A 16621-nucleotide genomic window follows, 5' to 3' on the forward strand; every position below is an offset into this window, starting at 1 on the left:
TCTTCAAGCCAAGTGAGGATCACGGGCTGCGCGTAACAGCTCGCGTCTCAATTATAGAACCGAGCATCCCATTCCTGGAGCTGGACAGCTAGTTTGGAAACCCCTTGAGTTTTCCCCAACGGGATTGGTGTGGAGGCAAAAGGGTGAAGGGCGTAGCGCAAGCAAGTCCGCTAGGAAGCGAAGGCGAAGAATGCGACTCCGGCGTCAACGACACCAGCACGCGCCTTGGGAGCACGTCCGCTGAACGTGTATCGAGATCAGCCTGGATCGCGATCGCGCTCAGCTTCGCAGCGGTCCTGCTCGACGGGCTTGATACCAGTTCGATCGGCGTGGCGGCTCCCGTCATCGCAGCCCACTTCATGGTCTCGCCGGCGTCGCTCACACCTGCGTTCGTGCTGACGAGCGTCGGCGCCGTGCTCGGATACCTGGCGTCCGGCCCGCTGGTCAGCCGTTGGCAGGCGCGTCCTGTCCTGATCGCAAGCGTGGCGGCGTTTGGCGTTCTCTCGCTGGCAACGCCGCTTGCGGGTTCCGTGGAGCAGCTTGCAGCGCTGCGCCTGATCACGGCTATTGGGCTCGGTGCAGCGTTGCCGTCGGCGATTGCCATTGCGACGTCGCAATGTCCGCCAAGGCTGAAGGAGACGGCTGCCGTCATCGTCGGGACCGGGCTCGCCGCCGGCGGCATCCTGGGCGGTGTGCTCGGTGCAGTCCTGACCGCGCGTTTGGGTTGGCAGTCCATCTTCATCATCGGCGGTGCCCTGCCGCTCGGACTCTCCCTCGTTCTGCTGTTTTGGTTACCCAGGCTGACCGCCGCGCGCGATCCGTTGTCGACCAATCAACGCGACCTGCACCTGGGCGGTTTGAAGCTGATCGGAGATCTGCTCGCCACTGGCGTTGCGAGCCGGACCGTCAGCCTTTGGATATTCTCCTTTCTGATCTTCGCTGACGGCTACGCACTGGTGTTCTGGCTGCCGGCGCTGCTCGTCAAGCTCGGATTCTCGACCGAATATTCGCAGCTTGGCATCAGCTTCTTCAGCGCCGGCGGCCTGGTCGCCAACGTCCTCGTGATGCTCCTCGTGAGCAGGCTTCCGATTGCGCGTATCCTGGTGTCGGCCGTGACCCTTGGGGTCATGTCTGCGGCGGGGCTTGCGGCGCACGACGTGGTCCCGCTCGGTGTCTGGCTGCTGATTGCCGGAACCGGTGCAGGTCTGATCTCCTGCAGCGTGGGGCAGTCCGCTCTCGCTGTCGCGATCTATCCCGAAGCGCTTCGCACCCACGGTGTCGGCTTCTCCGCTGCCGCCGGCCGCATCGGCTCGATCGTTGGGCCCGCGTTCGCAGGTCTCCTCGTTTCGAAGGGTGTTGCGCCGAAAGCGATCTTGCTCGCGGCCACGCTTCCCGCATTGCTTGCGATCTTCGCTCTGCTTCCGCACTTGCGGACGACGGAGCGGTCATGATGCGGCGTTTCAAATCTGGAACGCTGCTCGCCATTTTCGGACGCTGGCTGCATTTGGTGAGAGAGCTTAAGCCGTGGGGCCGGGAAGTGCCTTGTCGGAATAGGAATGACCGCTGTGGAGCATGTTGAGCTGGAAACGCCGTTTGGTCGGCTGCGCGGCGCGCGATCAGAAGGAGTGACCGCGTTTCGGAGAGTTCCGTATGCGGAAGCCCCCGTCGGCCCATTGCGCTTTGAGATGCCGTCAGTGCCGCCGCGATGGGGCGGTGTTCGCGACGCCGTCGCGGCCGGGCCGATTCCTCCGCAGAATCCGTCGCGTCTCGACGTGGTGATGGGGACCTACGACGTCGAGCAAAGCGAGGATTGTCTCCATCTGGACGTCTGGACCGGTCATGCGGCAGGCGACCGCGCTCCGGTCCTGGTGTTCATTCATGGCGGCGCCTTCATGACCGGAGGCGGATCGCTGCCTTGCTACGACGGAGGCATCCTCGCGAAGGACAATGGCCTCGTCGTTGTCAACGTCAGCTATCGGCTCGGCATTCTCGGCTTCTTCCCGCATCCCGGCCTCGGCGGTCTGAACCTCGGCCTGCACGACCAGGTCGCAGCGTTGCGCTGGATAGCACAAGCCATCAGCGTGTTCGGCGGAGATCCGCAGCGGATCACGGTGATCGGCCAATCGGCGGGCGCATTCAGCATCGCGGCCCTTGCCGGCATCGAAGCTGGATCGGGGCTGTTCAACCGGGCGATCCTGATGAGCGCGCCGGTCGGCGTCAAGCTGCGTACCGTCGAACAGTCGCGACCGGTCGCCAATGCAATCCTCGATGTTCTCGGCATCGCCGCTGACGAGGTCGACAAACTCCGAACGATCCCGATTGGTCGCGCCCTCGAGGGCTTGCGCATGCTGCAAAGGCGGCCGCCGGCGACCCCGGGAGATATCACGCCTCCCTTCATGCCGGTTCTGGATGATGCCCTCGTGCACCGCGATCCCATCGAGTCAATTCGAAGCGGCGGCGCACGGTGGTGCGACATGATGATCGGCTTGACGCGCGAGGAGTATGCCGCGTTCTCGATCTCGAATCCGTCGCTCGACGAACTGTCCGATGATGCGCTCGAGGACGTGATCCGATCCCAGGGGGACGACGACGCAAGTGCGACGCTGGCACGGCTGCGTTCCTCGCGCGTGCCTGCGACACCTCGCATGCTCCTGGGCGACTTCTACAGCGAACGGATGTTCACAAAGCAGAGCCTGGAGATCGCCGCCACGCAGTCCAGCCTCGGTCGAAAGGCCTTCACCTATCTGTTCGACTGGCAGGCGCCCGTTCCGGGCCTGGGAGCCTGCCATTGCATCGATCTTCCCTTCCTGTTTGGCAACTTCAACATCTGGCAGTCGGCTGCCATGGTCAAAGGCGCGGACCGGCGCGAAGTGCAGGACCTGAGCCGCCTCTTCAGAGGCTCGATCGCCGCGTTCGCGGCAGCGGGAGACCCGAACGCGCGCGGTCTCCCGGAATGGCCCGCCCACGCGGCGGATCAGGCGGTCCTGCATTTTGATCGCCGCATCACGGCATCGCGATACATCGCCTGACTCGAGCAGGAACGGCCGGGAGTTCTCTCAACGCCTGGCCGGTCTGGGCCTGCGCTTCTTCACGGCGCGTTGGGATTTGCGCCTCACGGCGGACGCCGGACCCGATGGCTGCGGACTATCGGACGAGCGCAGCCTGTCCTGAAGAAATTTGGCGAGACCGGCGAGGAACAAACGGCCGGCGACCGTCAGGGATCGGCGCGAAGGATAGAGCGCATAGAACGTCACCGGTGGCGGCGCCCAGTCGGGAAGCGGCAGAACGAGCCGGCCATCGAGCAGGTCGGCGTCGCACATCGGCATCGGCAGTCGCGCGAGACCGAGGCCGCGTAGCGCAGCCTGGCGAATGATGTTGAGGTTGTTGGCTGAAAAGTTGAGCTTGACGTTGATCTCCGTCGTCGCGTCGCTTGCGCCTAACAGACGCCAGCGCGCCATGAAGCCGTCGGCGCCCCATCCGACGCCCGGGAGGCCTTCGAGGTCTGCGGGGGTCGTGCGCGGGCCGAGGCGCGCCATCAGGGCGGGCGCTGCGACTAAGCGGTAAGGCGCTGTCGCGAGCTTCTGGCAGATCAATTCGGAATCCGCCAGATCTTCGCGCACAGGATGGATTGCGAGGTCGTAGTGATCGATCTTCGGGTCGAACGTCCCTTTGGTGTTGTCCAAGGTCAGGCGCACATCCGGATAGGTCTCGGCAAACTGGATGGCAAAATCGGCGACCAGAATCTCGGAGAGGACGGCCGGGCAGGAGATGCGCAGCATGCCCGAGGGGCGGTTCGTGCGGTCCTCCGCAAGCGCCTTGATCGCAACCAGCTCTTCCCTGATCTTCTGGCTCCGCTCGTAGATAGAGAGGCCGATTTCAGTCGCCGCGAAGTTGCGCGGGCCGCGATGAACGAGATGCACGCCGAGCTGACTTTCGAGGTCGCCGATCCGTCTGCTCAAGCTCGACTTCGGAATGCCTGTCTTGCGGCTCGCCGCCGACAGGCTGCCGGCCTCGATGATTTCGACGAGAAGTGTCAGGTCATCGACCGTTCCCATGAGTAATCCTCTGCGGAGATCTCAGACAGAAGTCCGGATTCGATGAGACGATCGAAAGCGGCACTCCAGCAAGCAGGTCGTCGTTCCAATCCTGGAACGTGACTGTACCGATTGCCGGACTTTTTGTCCCGCGTCCACTGCCTATGCTGTTTCACCGAACTGAACGGGGCGGTTCGAGGGACAACACGCCGGACCACGACAGCGTCTGATGTCTTGGACCTGGGCTTAGAGGACATTGGAGGGGGACTTGAGGCATCATATTCAGCCATTACTCATGGCACTGGCTTTTGCGTCGTGCGCAAGCGCGGCAGCTGTCGCGGAGGATTTGCCGGTCAAGGCAAAGCCAGCGGCCTCCGGTCAGCCATTCTTTTCGCTGATCGATGATCGCCTCACCTTCTCCTATATCCCCAAGGCGACGGACCCCGGCGTGTTCTCCAGGAATCCGGACGGGTCGCTCAACAGCACGACCGCGATGCAGGTCTACTCGTTCACGCATTTCGACATCTGGCAGTACGGTACGAACTTCCTGAACATTTCGATGTTCAAGGCGGACCATAACGATCCCGCCAGCCCCTGCACGAACGCGGGCGTCGTGGTCAATCCGGGCACCGGTGTTGCAACACCGGCCAATTGCGCGGGTGCAATCTTTTTCACCGGTCAGAGCCGTTCGACATTTGGCTGGAATGAAATCTTCGATACCAAGGCGTTCACGGTCGGCCCGCTCCGCAACATCTCCTTCGAGGTCGGTTTGGACCTGAGCACGTCGAACTACTATCGCGCCGCCGCTGCGCAGGCCGTATCGGCCGGCCTGCAGTTCCAGTTCGATCTTCCCTACAAGGGTTACGTCAACGTCGCGCCGCTCGCGACATGGATCTACATGGCACACATGGGATTCCTGCAGTGCGGTGGTGGCTTTGCCCCTCCGGGGCCCGGCGTGAGCTGTCTGCCCGACGGCAACCGGCGGTATCAGCCGACCTGGGCGATTGAAACGAACTACTACATGGACCTCGGCTTCTTACCCGAGAGCATGCGCTATTTATCCATCAGCGGCCGCGCCCAGTTGCTCGGCGCGCTCGGCCCCGAGAACAGCCCACTTCCCTATAATCCGCTGCCCGTCGCGGCGCCGGCCAACTCCATGACCAAAGTCTCACTCAACTCCGAGCCGATCCGCCTTACCTTCGATGCCTCCAAAGCGATGTGGGGCCCGAAATTCTCGCACTATCTCGATGTCTGGGTGGCCTATCGCTACTGGCAGAACAAATACGGTCTCGATCACAATGTCAGCAAGCTCTGCACGAGATCGCCAGGGGTGAGCAACAACACCTGCACCGAATCGAGTCTGTCCAGCGGCATCAGCGTGAAGTTCTAGTGCGTCGACAAAACGGGGGAGAGCGGTTTACCTGCCGCGCCTGATGCGACCGTCGTCAGCTTTTTGGCGTCGCACAGCACCGCCCGATGGGAAACGATGTTCGGAGAGGCCTTGTGCGAGGCCGCGGACAGCAAGCAGATGTCCCGCCATGGGTTCGGCACTCAACTGCTTCGGATCCAGGAATTTTCTGGCCGTCGTGATGAACAGCGTTTTGAGGTCGCTGCCTCCAAAGCACACGCAGGTCGGGTTCGTCACCGGCAATGGGACGATGGTGTCGATCTGCCCGTTCGGGCGGTAGCGTACGACGCGGCCGCCCGAGAAGAAGGCTGTCCATAACCCGCCTGCGGCATCGACGCAGGCGCCGTCCGGTCTTTCCTTCGACGTGCTATAATCTGCAAACAGGCGCCGGTTGCTGATGATACCGTCGTCGAGATCGAAGTCGAACGACCAGGTGCAGTATCGCCGCGTATCGGTGAAATAGAGCGTGCGGTTGTCCGGCGCGAACGCGATCCCATTGGTCACGATGACGTCGCCGAAGATGCGCGTCACCTGGCCGTCTCCGGTCACGCGATAGAGCGAGCCGTTCGGGCGATGCAGCTGGTTGTCCATGGTGCCGATCCACAAGCGGCCGCGCGCATCAACCCGGCCGTCGTTGAGGCGGTTGTCGAGGCCGTTTTCGACCTCGACAAACTGCTCCGGATGATCGGCCGCGCGACGGTACAGAGTCAGATCCCGTGCGAGCAGATGCGAGCCGTCCGCCGTCAGCGCCTGGCTGCCAAGGAATTGACACTCATGGGAAACAGCGTGGTGCGCGCCAGTTTCCGGATCGAACGACTGATGCAGCCTGCCGTCGATATCGATCCACCACAGCTTGCGGGTCCGGTCGCACCATAATGGCGTCTCGCCGAGGAGATCGGCGTTGGCCACCGCAATCTCGACCCGATCAGCGGAGATCGAATGAATGGTCATGTCGGAATCCCGTTCCAGCCGCGCGCGCTATCGATCTCAGCTTTTCCAGCGGGCGCATCGCCTGGACGAAGCGGCAGTTCCTTGCGCAGCAGGTCCGCGGCGTCGGCGGAAGGAACGACAACTCCACGCCGACAGCAAGCCCCGGCGTCGCGACGGATCGGACATGCCCGAGCGCGAGCGTCATGGCCTCGACCGAGGTTGACGATCCGAACACGGCCGGCGGCATCCAGTATCCGGCGTCCGTCCTATTGGGGATGCTGTCCCGCTCGTTCCGGTTGGCGGTGTAGACCGTCTTGTCCGGCTCGCCCTTCACATAGATGAGGATCGGCAGGTGCCGGCTGATGCCGATCGCGTCCATGAAGTCGAACTGGAAATGGTAGTAGCCGCCGAGAAGGTACTGATGTTGTGCTTCGACGTGCAGATCAGGACGTCGATGCCGGCCGCGTCGAGCAGGCCGTCGAGCCGGGCGGTCGAGAAGGGAATGTTGGCGCGCATGAATCGTTCTCTGCGTCGACCACCCGGGGGGCGGCAAGGTGAGGGCGATCAATTGCCGGTCCAGGAGGACAGGGCATGCGCGACACAGTTGTTGATGTGCTCGCTCAGGACGGTCCTTGCGCCCTCGATGTCGCGCCTCAGGGCGCATTCCAGCAGCGCCTTGTGCTGGTTGATCGTCTCGCTGCCGCGATAGCGCAGTGCGTAACGGAAATATTTGTCGAACACGATGGAATGCGTATGCATCAGCTCGCGCGACCCGCAACGCGAGATCAGCGCCTGGTGGAATTCGCCGTCGTAGCGCTTTCGCAACTCGGGATCGTCGCCCTCCTTCAGGATGGTGCGCTCGGTCGCGGCCAGCTTGTGATGCGCTGACACCACGCGTCCTTCCCACTCGACGTCTCCGGCGCGGAACGACTCGGCCATGGCGTGATGCTCCAGCAGGATGCGCAGCTCGGCGAGCTCGCGCAGGTTCTGGAGCGAGACCGGTGCCACCTCGAAGCCACGCTGCCCTTCGGCGACCACGAAGCCTTCGGACGCCAGGCGATTGAGGATCTCGCGCAGGGTCGAGATGCTGACGCCGTAATCCTCCTTCATCGCCTCGAGCCTGAGGCGTCCCGACGGCGTGAGCACGCCGAAAATGATGTCGGAGCGGATGCGCCGATAGCCGCTGTCGCCCGCCGACAGCGGCCGTTCCTCAAGATCCGTCATGCCTTCTGATCCCGCTCGCCCGGAGCGCCGCCCTGTGGGAGCGGGCCACTCGCCGGCATTATAGCAGAGTCGCGGCATCTGATGTCCATTGAAATCTCATATGAAATTATGATTGTCGTTTGACATCGATATTGATGTGTGTTTTCTCGATAAACAGAGGGTACGGAAAATAAGCGCTCAACCCGCCGCGTGCCCCGAAGAAACCAGGGAGGACACGATGAGCTTGTTCGCACGGGCGCTGTCTGCCGCCGCGATCTCGGTGGCGCTGACGGTCGGCGCATCTGCCGCCGATGACATTCAGGAGCGGACGATCCGGTGGGGGCACCTGAACAACACCGATCACCCCGTCAGCTTCGGCGTGCAGAAGTTCGGAGAGATCCTGCTGGCCAAGAGCGGGGGTAAGATGAGGGTCCGCGAGTTCGCGGCCTCGCAGCTCGGCAACGAATTGCAGCAGCAATCCGCGCTGCGCGGCGGCACTCAGGAGATGCTGTCGGCCTCGACCACGTCGCTTGCGACCGTCGTGCCCGAGTTCGGCCTGATCGATTTCCCGTTCCTGTTCAACACGACCGAGCAGGCCGATGCGCTCGCGACCGGCAAATTCGGCAAGGCCATGCTTGAGGGCCTGCCGTCGAAGAACCTGATCGGCCTCGGTTATTGGGGCCTTGGCTTCCGCAACGTCACCAACAGCACCCGGCCGATCACCAAGGTCGAGGACTTCGCCGGCCTGAAGCTGCGCGTCATTCCGAACCCGGTCTATCTGGAGAGTTTCAGCGCTTTCAAGGCCAATCCCGTCCCGATGGCGTTCGGCGAATTGTATTCGGCGCTGGAGACTCGCACCGTCGACGGGCAGGAGAATCCCTACACCGTCATCCTCTCCAACAAGTTCTACGAGGTGCAGAAGTACGTCTCGGCCACCAACCACACCTTCACCCTCAACATCATCCTGGTGAGCAAGACGTTCTGGGACAAGTTGTCGCCGACCGAGCAGCGCCTGATGCGCGAGGCCTATGAGGAAAGCCGCAACTATCAGAAGGAGCAGACGCGCCTCCAGACCGAAAAGGCGCTGGCGGAATTGCAGGCCAAGGGCATGCAGTACAATGCGATCGCTCCCGAGGAGACCGAGCGCATGCGCAAGGCGGTTCAACCGGTCGTGGACAAGGTCTCGGCCAATCTTCGGCCCGAGACGGTGAAGCTGTTCAACGAGGAAGTCGAGCGCATCCGCAAGGACGTAAAGTAATCGCCTCTCCATCACGATAGGCGGCGGAGCCGGCCCATGCCGGCTCACGTCCCACATCTGCTCGGACCTGACGCATGGCGCAGTTTCTCGACCTCTATTGCTCGTTTCTGAAAGCCGTCATTGCCGCGTGTCTCGCGGCCATGGTGGTGCTGGTCTTCGGCAACGTAGTGCTGCGCTATGGCTTCAACTCCGGCATCACGGTGTCCGAGGAGCTGTCGCGCTGGCTGCTGGTGTGGCTGACCTTCCTCGGAGCCATCGTCGCGCTGCGCGAGCACGCCCATCTCGGCGTCGACAGCCTGGTGCGGAAGCTGCCGGCCTCCGGCAAGCGCATCTGCTTCCTCATCAACTACGGCCTGATGCTGTTCGCCGATTGGCTGCTGCTCTCCGGCAGCTGGCGTCAGACCCTCATCAACATCGACGACCGCGCGCCGGCGACCGGTCTGTCGATGGCCATCTTCTACGCCGTCGGCGTGATCTTCGGTGTGTCGGCCGCAATTATCCTTCTCTACGACCTGTACCGGGTGATCAGCGGGCAGGCGAGCGAGGAGGACATGGTGGCGGTCAGGGAATCGGAGGAGCAGTGATGGCCTCGATCGTCTTCGCGCCCTCTCACTCTCTCCGCGTCACCCGGATCATGCCATGACGATCGTCGTCTTCACCGTCTCTCTGCTGGGCGCCATGGCGCTGGGCATGCCGATCGCCTTTGCGCTCCTCATCTGCGGCGTCGCCCTGATGAGCACCATTGACATGTTCGATCCCCAGATCGTCGCCCAGAACGTCATCAACGGCGCCGACAGTTTTCCGCTGATGGCCATCCCGTTCTTCATGCTCGCGGGCGAGATCATGAACAAGGGCGGACTGGCCAAGCGCATCGTCAATGTCGCACTCGTGGCGGTGGGGCATTTCCGGGGCGGCCTGGGCTACGTCACGATCCTGGCCGCCTGCATCCTGTCGTCATTGTCGGGGTCGGCGGCGGCCGACGCCGCCGCGCTGGCGGCGCTGCTGGTGCCGATGATGGTGGCGGCGGGACACAAGAAGACCTATGCGGCGGGTCTCGTGGCGGCCGGCGGCGTGATTGGCCCGGTGATTCCGCCCAGCATCGGATTCGTGATCTTCGGCGTGGCCGCCAACGTCTCGATCTCGAAGCTGTTCCTTGCCGGCATCGTGCCCGGCCTTTTCCTGGGATTGGGCCTTTGCGCCGCCTGGTACTGGGTGGTGCGCAAGGAAAACCTGTCGCCGCCGCCGCGCGCCGCGAGGTGTGGCATGCGATCACCGACGGCTTCTGGGCACTCATGCTCCCCGCCATCATCATCGTCGGCCTGCGCTTCGGGATCTTCACGCCAACCGAGGCCGGCGTCGTCGTCGCCGTCTATTCGATGTTCGTCGCGACGTGCATCTATCGCGAGCTGAAATGGTCCGAGATCTACGCGGTCCTGGTCTCGTCGGCCGTGACCACGAGCGTCGTCATGTTCCTGGTCGCTGCGGCCTTGGTGTCGTCCTGGCTGATCACGGTGTCTGAGATCTCCAACCAGGTCGTCGATCTCCTGAAGCCGTTCATGAGCAACAACACCATCCTGATGCTCGCGATCATGGTGGTCGTCGTGATCGTGGGCACGGCGCTCGACATGACGCCCACCATCCTGATCCTGACGCCGATCCTGATGCCAATCATCAAGGCGGCAAATATCGACCCCGTCTATTTCGGCGTGCTGTTCATCATCAACAACTCCATCGGCCTGATCACGCCGCCGGTCGGCATCGTGCTTAACGTCGTCTGCGGCGTGTCCAAGATCAGCATGGAAGACATCATCAAGGGGGTCTGGCCCTTCATGATCGCGCAGCTGATCGTCCTGTTCGCGATGGTCCTGTTTCCCGGCCTGGTGACGGTGCCGGCGCGATGGTTCGGCGGCTGATCGGGCTGCGTTGGCAAAGGAGTCGAACATGGCCGCACGGATCGTGATCTTGAATGGACCCAATCTCAATTTTCTCGGCATTCGGGAGCCCGACATCTACGGCTCGACGACGCTGAAGCAGATCGAGGACAGCTGCCACGCGCTCGCGGACCAACTCGGCGTATCCGTCTCGTTCCACCAGTCGAACATGGAAGGCGAGCTCGTTGGTCTGATCCAATCCGCTCACGGCCAGGCGGATGCGATCATCATCAATCCGGCAGGCTATTCTTTCACATCGGTCGCGCTGATCGATGCGCTGAACATCTTCGATGGGGTGAAGATCGAGCTGCACATCTCCAACATCCATGCGCGGGACGAGCTGCACCGCCATTCGATCACCTCGCGGGCCTGCACAGCGGTGATTTGCGGACTTGGCGCTTACGGCTATCTCGCTGCGATCCTGGCGGTCGTCCAGCGGCTCGGGCAATTGCCTGAAACGATTCCGCCGGCCCTGCACGGGCTTGCGCTAACCGGCAAGATGTAATCAGGAGACAAGCATGCGCGGAACAGGGTTTCTCGCCATCTGGAGCGACGTCGAGGCGCATGATCTGACCGACTACCGGCATTGGCTGACGCGCGAGCACACCACCGAGCGCGTGACGACGCGGGGCTTCCTGGCGTCGCGTGTGTTTCGTGCCGTGCGCAGCGACGTCAACCGCTTCTTCATCCTGTACGAGCTCGAAACGCCCGAGGTCCTCGACGGCAAGGACTATCTGGCGCGGCTCAACGCGCCCACCCCGTGGTCGCAGCGCATCATGCCGAAGCTCGGCAATTTCATGCGTGGCGGCGGTGTGATCGTCGCGCGCGCCGGGCGGGGCGAGGGCGCCACGATCGTGGCGCTGCGGATCGACAAATTGCCCGCCGACCCGCAACGGCTGGCCACCGCGCTCGTTGGCTGCGACGGGATCGCTGCCGTGCAGATCGGGGCGACCGACGCGCCGCGGACATCCGTACCGACCGCTGAAAAGGGCATGCGGAAGCACGAGGGCTTCTTCTCGGGGCTTCTGTTGATCGAGGCGCTCGATGACGCTTCGTTGCAGAGGGCCTTGCGGCAGGCGCGGACACTTGCATCCGATGTCATGGAGGGAGCCAGCGAGCCTGACTTCTATCAGGGCATGTTTGCGCTCGACGCACGCATCGCGGATGCTTGCTGATGGCGACCTTTTCGCTCGCTGCGCTGACCGTGCTCGACTTGGCGCCGCCCGAGATGATCGATCTGGCGGCCCGCTGCGGCTACGACAAGGTCGGCCTCAGGCTGCTGCCGGCCGTGCCCGGTGGACTGGCTTATCGCCTGATGGATGACGCCGCGCTCCTGCGTACGACGCTCCAGCAGTTGCAGTCGACGGGTGTAACCGTTGCCGATCTCGAGGTCGTCGCCTTCAGACCTGAGACGAGCGTCGCGTCGTTCATGCCGTTCTTCGAGACAGGCGCACGCCTCGGCGCCAGGCACATCCTTGTCGCCGGCTATGACCCCGACCTGGCGCGGTTCTCCGATCGTTATCGGCAGTTTTGCGAGGCGGCTGCTGCGTTCGGTCTGACCGCCGATCTGGAATTCATGCCCTGGACCAGCGTTCCTGATCTGACAACCGCGATGCGGATCGTTGACGATGTCGACCATCCCGCGGCCGGCATTCTGGTGGATGCGCTGCATTTCGATCGATCGCGAAGCAAGCTCGCGGATCTCCGCTCCATCCCGGCCGATCGGCTGCACTATTGGCAGCTCTGCGACGGTCCGGCCGAGCGCCCCGCGACGACTGAGCAAATGATCCATGCCGCGCGCGAGGAGCGCATGTTCCCGGGCGAGGGCGGCATCGATCTCGTCGGTCTCACGCGGGCGATGCCGGACTGCCTGACCATCAGCATCGAGGTGCCGACCGTTGTGCTGGCGAAGACCGTCGATGCTGAAACGCGGGCGCGGCGCGCCCTTGCAGCGGGCAGGGCCGTGGTCGAAAAGGCGCAGGCGCTGTGACGGAAGAGGCTGGTGATGGCGCACAACGATCGCCCGTGGGACGTTGAGACCGATCTGCTGGTCGTCGGTACCGGCGCTGCCGGCATGACGGCCGCGCTGGTGGGCGCGCTCGAAGGGCTCGACGTCGTCCTGTGCGAGAAGTCGGACATGGTGGGCGGCACCACCGCAACCTCCGCCGGCACGGTGTGGATCCCGGGCAACCGGCAGGGCCGCCTTGCGGGGACGCCTGATACGGTCGAGGCCGCGCGCACCTATCTCGCTGCAATGCTCGGCGAGCACGCCGCCGACCGCCGCGTCGACATGTTCCTTCGGGCAGGGTGGGTCGTGCTTGATGATCTCGAGCAGAAGACGAGCGTTCGATTTGCGGCGCCTCCGATCCACCCCGACTACAAGCAGCTTCCGGGCGCTGCGATCGGCGGACGCGCGCTCACGGCCATGCCGTTCGAGGGCCGAAAGCTCGGACCGGATTTTGCCCGTGTCAGGCCGCCGCGTCGGGAGTTCATGGTGCTCGGCGGCATGATGGTGAGCAAGGCGGACATCCCGGCGCTGCTGGCGCCATTCCGCAGCTGGAGCAGTCTTAGGCATGTCCTGGGTCTGCTCGCCCGGCATGCGATGGACCGGATCAGCCACACGCGCGGAACGCGCCTGGTCATGGGAAACGCGCTCGTCGCGAGGCTCCTCGACAGCCTCCGCCGCGTCGCCGTCGACCTGCGCTTCGAGACCGAACTTCGCGATCTCGTTTGCGAGGGGGATCACATCATGGGTGCGGTTCTTTCGTCTCCTGGCGGAGAGCTCAGGATAAGGGCCCGCAAGGGCGTCGTGCTGGCGAGCGGAGGCATCGGCTGGAGCCGTGAGCTAAGAGAGCGTCTATTCCCCGAGCCGGCGCGTCGACTTTCGCTCGCGCCCACCTCGAACACCGGCGATGGCATCCTGGCGGCGGAGCGCGTCAGTGCAGCGATCGCCCGAGACCTCGACAGTCCGGCGTTGTGGATGCCGAGTTCGGTGATGACGCAGGCCGACGGTCATGTGTCGATCTTCCCGCACATCATGCTCGATCGCGCCAAGCCTGGATTGCTGGCCGTGAACAGGTCAGGCCGCCGTTTCGTGAACGAGGCCGATTCCTATCATGACTTCGTCGCCGCGATGCTGCGATCGAACGCGCCGTCTTCAAGTCCGGCCTTCCTGATCTGCGATGCGACGTTCATCAAGGATTTCGGCATTGGGCTCGTTCGTCCGGGGACGCGAAACCTGAAGGCGTTCGTGCAAGCCAGCTATCTGGTCGAGGCGGAGACGATCGAGCAGCTGGCGCGAAGGATCGGCGTCGACGCCGGGCAGCTTGCGGCAACGGTCGAGCAGTATAATCGCTACGCGGACAGCGGGATCGACGAAGACTTCGGCCGAGGGTCCAGCGCGTTGAACCGGTTCAATGGCGATCCGGAGACCAAGCCGAACCCATGTCTGCGGCGGATCGGTCAGGGGCGCTATTATGCCGTCGCCGTGTGGCCGTCGGATCTCGCCAGCAGTTGCGGTCTACTTACGGATGAGCGCGCCAGAGTGTTGTCACGCAACGGAACGGTCTTGCCCGGACTGTATGCCGTCGGGACCGATGCATCCTCCATTTTCCGCGGCATGTACCCCGGACCTGGAACGATGATCGGCCCCGCCATGGTCTTTGCATGGTGCGCCGCGCTCGATTGCGCAGGAACGCTCGCTGACCGAATGAGGCTGTCTGAGTGACCAACGGGAGGTTCGCAGGCGATTCTGATTCGCGACAATTTTGCCTTCGGGTTCAGGCGCCGGGTTGGCGCCCCCGGAGTCGCGGCTCGGCTGCGCCGCACAGACCCATGAGCCGCTGACGGTACCGATTGTAGACTAAGGCGGCCCCGGGCTGCCAACAGAGAACGATAAGCAAGAGGAGAGAACTGATGCCGATCGCGCGAGGAATTTTTTGGGCAATGCTGCTGGTGGCTGCGACTTGCCAGGTGACATCGGCGTTCGCCGAGCCGATGGCTTGTGACGACGGCATCAAAGCCGCCTTCCATCCCGACGAGATCACGACCGTGATCGCGGTCCGCCGGGTCAACAAGGGTGAGGAGCTTTTGGCGCCCGATGCGCCGAAGCCGATCACGGCGGCAGCCGATCTTTGCCTCGTGAAGCTGTTGGTCGGTCCCGGCGTCACAGCGGAGAAGGACAAAAACGCGCGCTCCTATTCAGAAGGTATCGGCATCGAGGTCTGGCTGCCGACGCAGGCCAACTGGAACGAGCGCATCCGTAACTATGGCGGTGGCGGCTGGGTCGGCGGCGGCCATCGCTTCGCCGACAAGATCGGGAGCAAGGTGCCGGCAATTGTCAACGCCAATATCGGCTATGCTTCGGGCACAACGGATGCCGGCCAGCCGTGGTATCAGGACGGTTCGTTCGCCTTCCTCTCTGACGGCAAGGTTAACGTCGAGGGCCTCCGCGACTTCTCGGTACGGGCGATGGTCGAGCAGGCGATCAAGACCAAAGCGCTGGTCAATCTCTACTATGGCAAGGCGCCGAAATTCGTCTACTACGATGGACACTCGCAGGGCGGCCGCCAGGGCCTGAAGATCCTGCAGGAATATCCAGAGCTCTATGACGGCTACATGATCGCGCAGCCTGCGCCGAACATCGCGCGGTTCGGCACCACCAGCCTCTATCCGCAGATCGTGATGAAGACCGAGCTCGGCTTCTCTGCCATCAACAAGCCGGAGGCTGCCGCGTTCGCCGCCAAGGTCGACGCTGCCAACAAGCGCGCCGTTGCAACCTGTGACAAGGCCGGGCTCGGCTTCCTGCTTGATCCCTTCGCCTGCGACTACAATCCCGCCCGCGACGCGGTGCTGCTCTGTACGGGCGAAACGAGCGACGGCGTCACCGGAAGCAACGCCGCCAAGGCAGCTTGCATGAGCTCGAAGGAAGCGGGTGCGCTCAACAAAATCTGGTACGGCGCGACCCGCGATGGCAGCGTCGATCCGGCTCAGACGGCGGAAGCCCGCAGCGGCAAGGCGCTCGGCGTGAAGCAGATGTGGTGGACCTTTACCAAGGGCACGTCGATCTCAACGCAGATCACGAGCCCGTCGACTGACAATTTTGCGCTCGGCATGGAGGACGTCAGCTACGCCGCTGATGCCAGCGCGACCTCAGCCATTCCGATCACCAACACCTCGACCGCAAGGCGCAACCGCTGGCTCGAGCTCGATTATGCCGCCTTCGCTGCTGGCGTCGACAAGAATGTCGAACTGCAGCCCACGCTGTTCAGCAATCTGATCACCGACAAGGCCGATCTCTCGAAGCTGCGCGATCTCGGCCGCAAGGTGATCATATGGAGCGGCCTTGCGGATGATGCGATCCCGCCGGCCGGCAACGTCAATTATCACGAGCGCGTGCTTGCTGCGATGGGCGGCGACGCCGAGGTCTCAAAATTCATGCGGATGTATCTGGTCCCGGGGGCTGCGCATTCCTCGCAGGGCCGCTCGTACACCGTGACCGGCAAGAACGACGCCGTGCCGCTGCCGAAACTGCCGGGCAATGCCAACCAGACGCCGACCCGCGACAAGGACCAGTTCTTCTCCGCATTGACGGATTGGGTCGAGAAGGGAGTGCCGCCGGGCGAGATCACGTTGACCTCGCGCGATGGCAGCGTGAGCTATCCGGTCTGCGTCTATCCGCAGCGGACGACGTGGGATGGCCGCGGCCCTGCGACGCAGCCTTCGAGCTTCAGCTGCCGCTAGTCACTACAATCAAGAAATTCTCGACAGAGGGGAGACAGACGAGAGGCGATGGCGGTCTCAGTTGTCGTTGGAAGAGCCTGACTCTTTCACCGTTGCATGTCGCAGCTCCGTCGTC

Annotated in this window: 14 protein-coding genes and 2 pseudogenes; 11 read left to right on the plus strand and 5 right to left on the minus strand. The window is 63.3% G+C overall.

All coding sequences use genetic code 11. The annotated features are described in order from the left end of the window. Nucleotides 1-143 precede the first annotated feature (143 nt). Complete coding sequence (locus ACQR1E_RS30110; protein WP_315706515.1) at nt 144-1451, plus strand: MFS transporter; 1308 nt, start codon at nt 144-146, stop codon at nt 1449-1451. A 105-nt stretch (nt 1452-1556) separates the two neighbouring features. Then, nucleotides 1557-3029 carry a carboxylesterase/lipase family protein gene (locus ACQR1E_RS30115; RefSeq protein ID WP_315706514.1) on the plus strand — a complete coding sequence of 491 codons (1473 nt, stop codon included), beginning with the start codon at nt 1557-1559 and terminating at the stop codon, nt 3027-3029. A gap of 27 nt (nt 3030-3056) precedes the next feature. Here the strand turns inward: ACQR1E_RS30115 and ACQR1E_RS30120 are convergent, their stop codons facing one another. After that, nucleotides 3057-4055 (minus strand): LysR substrate-binding domain-containing protein, encoded by a 999-nt coding sequence (locus tag ACQR1E_RS30120; RefSeq protein WP_315706513.1) that lies wholly within the window; start codon nt 4053-4055, stop codon nt 3057-3059. Nucleotides 4056-4329: 274 nt separating this feature from the next. On the opposite strand from ACQR1E_RS30120, the gene ACQR1E_RS30125 reads away from it, so the two are divergent. Further along, nucleotides 4330-5424, plus strand: coding sequence for a hypothetical protein (locus ACQR1E_RS30125; RefSeq protein WP_315706512.1), 1095 nt, complete (start codon nt 4330-4332; stop codon nt 5422-5424). Between the two features lie 27 nt (nt 5425-5451). Here the strand turns inward: ACQR1E_RS30125 and ACQR1E_RS30130 are convergent, their stop codons facing one another. Genes ACQR1E_RS30130 through ACQR1E_RS30140 form a run of 3 tightly spaced genes read right to left on the minus strand, consistent with a single transcriptional unit; the run spans nt 5452 to nt 7596 of the window. Continuing rightward, a complete protein-coding gene (locus ACQR1E_RS30130) occupies nt 5452-6393 on the minus strand; it encodes an SMP-30/gluconolactonase/LRE family protein (RefSeq protein ID WP_315706511.1) in 942 nt (313 codons plus the stop codon). Continuing rightward, nucleotides 6368-6940, minus strand: a complete 573-nt coding sequence (locus ACQR1E_RS30135; protein ID WP_315706510.1) for a hypothetical protein — start codon at nt 6938-6940, stop codon at nt 6368-6370. The genes ACQR1E_RS30130 and ACQR1E_RS30135 overlap by 26 nt, the downstream gene beginning before the upstream one ends. Next, entirely contained in the window at nt 6937-7596 is a 660-nt protein-coding gene (locus tag ACQR1E_RS30140; protein WP_315706509.1) for a GntR family transcriptional regulator, read from the minus strand. The genes ACQR1E_RS30135 and ACQR1E_RS30140 overlap by 4 nt, the downstream gene beginning before the upstream one ends. Before the next feature lie 217 nt (nt 7597-7813). Between ACQR1E_RS30140 and ACQR1E_RS30145 the strand changes: the two genes are divergently transcribed. The 7 genes and pseudogenes from ACQR1E_RS30145 to ACQR1E_RS30175 all read left to right on the plus strand — a co-directional run bounded on the left by ACQR1E_RS30145 (nt 7814) and on the right by ACQR1E_RS30175 (nt 14491). After that, nucleotides 7814-8833, plus strand: coding sequence for a TRAP transporter substrate-binding protein (locus ACQR1E_RS30145; RefSeq protein ID WP_315706508.1), 1020 nt, complete (start codon nt 7814-7816; stop codon nt 8831-8833). A 74-nt stretch (nt 8834-8907) separates the two neighbouring features. Then, a complete protein-coding gene (locus ACQR1E_RS30150; RefSeq protein WP_315706507.1) occupies nt 8908-9417 on the plus strand; it encodes a TRAP transporter small permease in 510 nt (169 codons plus the stop codon). A 55-nt stretch (nt 9418-9472) separates the two neighbouring features. After that, a pseudogene (locus ACQR1E_RS30155) lies at nt 9473-10746 on the plus strand (TRAP transporter large permease). 28 nt (nt 10747-10774) lie between these two features. Beyond that, on the plus strand, nt 10775-11269 hold the full coding sequence (locus tag ACQR1E_RS30160; protein ID WP_315706506.1) for a type II 3-dehydroquinate dehydratase: 495 nt from the start codon (nt 10775-10777) through the stop codon (nt 11267-11269). A gap of 13 nt (nt 11270-11282) precedes the next feature. Next, nucleotides 11283-11939 carry a hypothetical protein gene (locus ACQR1E_RS30165; protein WP_315706505.1) on the plus strand — a complete coding sequence of 219 codons (657 nt, stop codon included), beginning with the start codon at nt 11283-11285 and terminating at the stop codon, nt 11937-11939. Next, nucleotides 11939-12754: a sugar phosphate isomerase/epimerase family protein gene (locus tag ACQR1E_RS30170; RefSeq protein ID WP_315706504.1), complete on the plus strand. Its 816-nt coding sequence runs from the start codon at nt 11939-11941 to the stop codon at nt 12752-12754. Before ACQR1E_RS30165 ends, ACQR1E_RS30170 begins: the two co-directional genes overlap by 1 nt. A gap of 15 nt (nt 12755-12769) precedes the next feature. Next, entirely contained in the window at nt 12770-14491 is a 1722-nt protein-coding gene (locus tag ACQR1E_RS30175) for an FAD-dependent oxidoreductase (RefSeq protein WP_315706503.1), read from the plus strand. Here ACQR1E_RS30175 and ACQR1E_RS30180 read toward each other — a convergent pair. Further along, nucleotides 14492-14620, minus strand: a pseudogene (locus tag ACQR1E_RS30180) (hypothetical protein); the annotation flags it as partial. 59 nt (nt 14621-14679) lie between these two features. Here ACQR1E_RS30180 and ACQR1E_RS30185 point away from each other — a divergent pair. Continuing rightward, nucleotides 14680-16506: a tannase/feruloyl esterase family alpha/beta hydrolase gene (locus ACQR1E_RS30185; protein WP_316201290.1), complete on the plus strand. Its 1827-nt coding sequence runs from the start codon at nt 14680-14682 to the stop codon at nt 16504-16506. The last annotated feature ends 115 nt before the right edge of the window (nt 16507-16621 follow it).

Source organism: Bradyrhizobium sp. HKCCYLRH1030 (assembly GCF_051168395.1).
GTDB lineage: Bacteria > Pseudomonadota > Alphaproteobacteria > Rhizobiales > Xanthobacteraceae > Bradyrhizobium.

Excerpts from the sequence above, each read along its gene's own strand:
- ACQR1E_RS30115 (WP_315706514.1), top strand. The coding sequence starts at position 1,557 with ATGACCGCTGTGGAGCATGTTGAGCTGGAAACGCCGTTTGGTCGGCTG.
- ACQR1E_RS30120 (WP_315706513.1), bottom strand. The coding sequence starts at position 4,055 with ATGGGAACGGTCGATGACCTGACACTTCTCGTCGAAATCATCGAGGCC.
- ACQR1E_RS30125 (WP_315706512.1), top strand. The coding sequence starts at position 4,330 with ATGGCACTGGCTTTTGCGTCGTGCGCAAGCGCGGCAGCTGTCGCGGAG.
- ACQR1E_RS30130 (WP_315706511.1), bottom strand. The coding sequence starts at position 6,393 with ATGACCATTCATTCGATCTCCGCTGATCGGGTCGAGATTGCGGTGGCC.
- ACQR1E_RS30140 (WP_315706509.1), bottom strand. The coding sequence starts at position 7,596 with ATGACGGATCTTGAGGAACGGCCGCTGTCGGCGGGCGACAGCGGCTAT.
- ACQR1E_RS30145 (WP_315706508.1), top strand. The coding sequence starts at position 7,814 with ATGAGCTTGTTCGCACGGGCGCTGTCTGCCGCCGCGATCTCGGTGGCG.
- ACQR1E_RS30150 (WP_315706507.1), top strand. The coding sequence starts at position 8,908 with ATGGCGCAGTTTCTCGACCTCTATTGCTCGTTTCTGAAAGCCGTCATT.
- ACQR1E_RS30160 (WP_315706506.1), top strand. The coding sequence starts at position 10,775 with ATGGCCGCACGGATCGTGATCTTGAATGGACCCAATCTCAATTTTCTC.
- ACQR1E_RS30165 (WP_315706505.1), top strand. The coding sequence starts at position 11,283 with ATGCGCGGAACAGGGTTTCTCGCCATCTGGAGCGACGTCGAGGCGCAT.
- ACQR1E_RS30170 (WP_315706504.1), top strand. The coding sequence starts at position 11,939 with ATGGCGACCTTTTCGCTCGCTGCGCTGACCGTGCTCGACTTGGCGCCG.
- ACQR1E_RS30175 (WP_315706503.1), top strand. The coding sequence starts at position 12,770 with ATGGCGCACAACGATCGCCCGTGGGACGTTGAGACCGATCTGCTGGTC.
- ACQR1E_RS30185 (WP_316201290.1), top strand. The coding sequence starts at position 14,680 with ATGCCGATCGCGCGAGGAATTTTTTGGGCAATGCTGCTGGTGGCTGCG.